1 protein-coding gene is annotated in these 240 nt (G+C 61.7%); it reads left to right on the top strand.

Features of this window, described 5'->3' with window-relative positions:
* Positions 1–60: 60 nt before the first annotated feature.
* Positions 61–240, top strand: a 180-nt coding sequence (locus WLY71_RS30950; RefSeq protein WP_347806612.1) for a hypothetical protein, incomplete at its 3' end; no start/stop codon positions are given.

The raw sequence follows: 240 nt of genomic DNA, 5'->3' as shown, positions 1-240 counted from the left end.
CGTCACCACCTGCGCGCCTGTTTTTCTTTTTTACCTTTTTCCACTCATCATGGAGTGTTTATGAGTCCACGAATCCCCCCCAGCAGTTCATACGCGTGGACAGAACCGCACCAGTCCCCGCCACCGTCGCCTGCCAGGCATCCCGCTCAAGCCCCCGACAACCCGACCCCGCTTCGCTCCGCCGGGACGGCCTCCAACGAACACAGGGTTGAACTCGTCGACGATGGCACCGTGGGGTGC

The sequence above is a fragment of the Pseudomonas rossensis genome, assembly GCF_039888995.1.
Taxonomy (GTDB): Bacteria; Pseudomonadota; Gammaproteobacteria; order Pseudomonadales; family Pseudomonadaceae; genus Aquipseudomonas; species Aquipseudomonas rossensis.
This window is presented reverse-complemented; position numbering and strand designations above follow the sequence as displayed.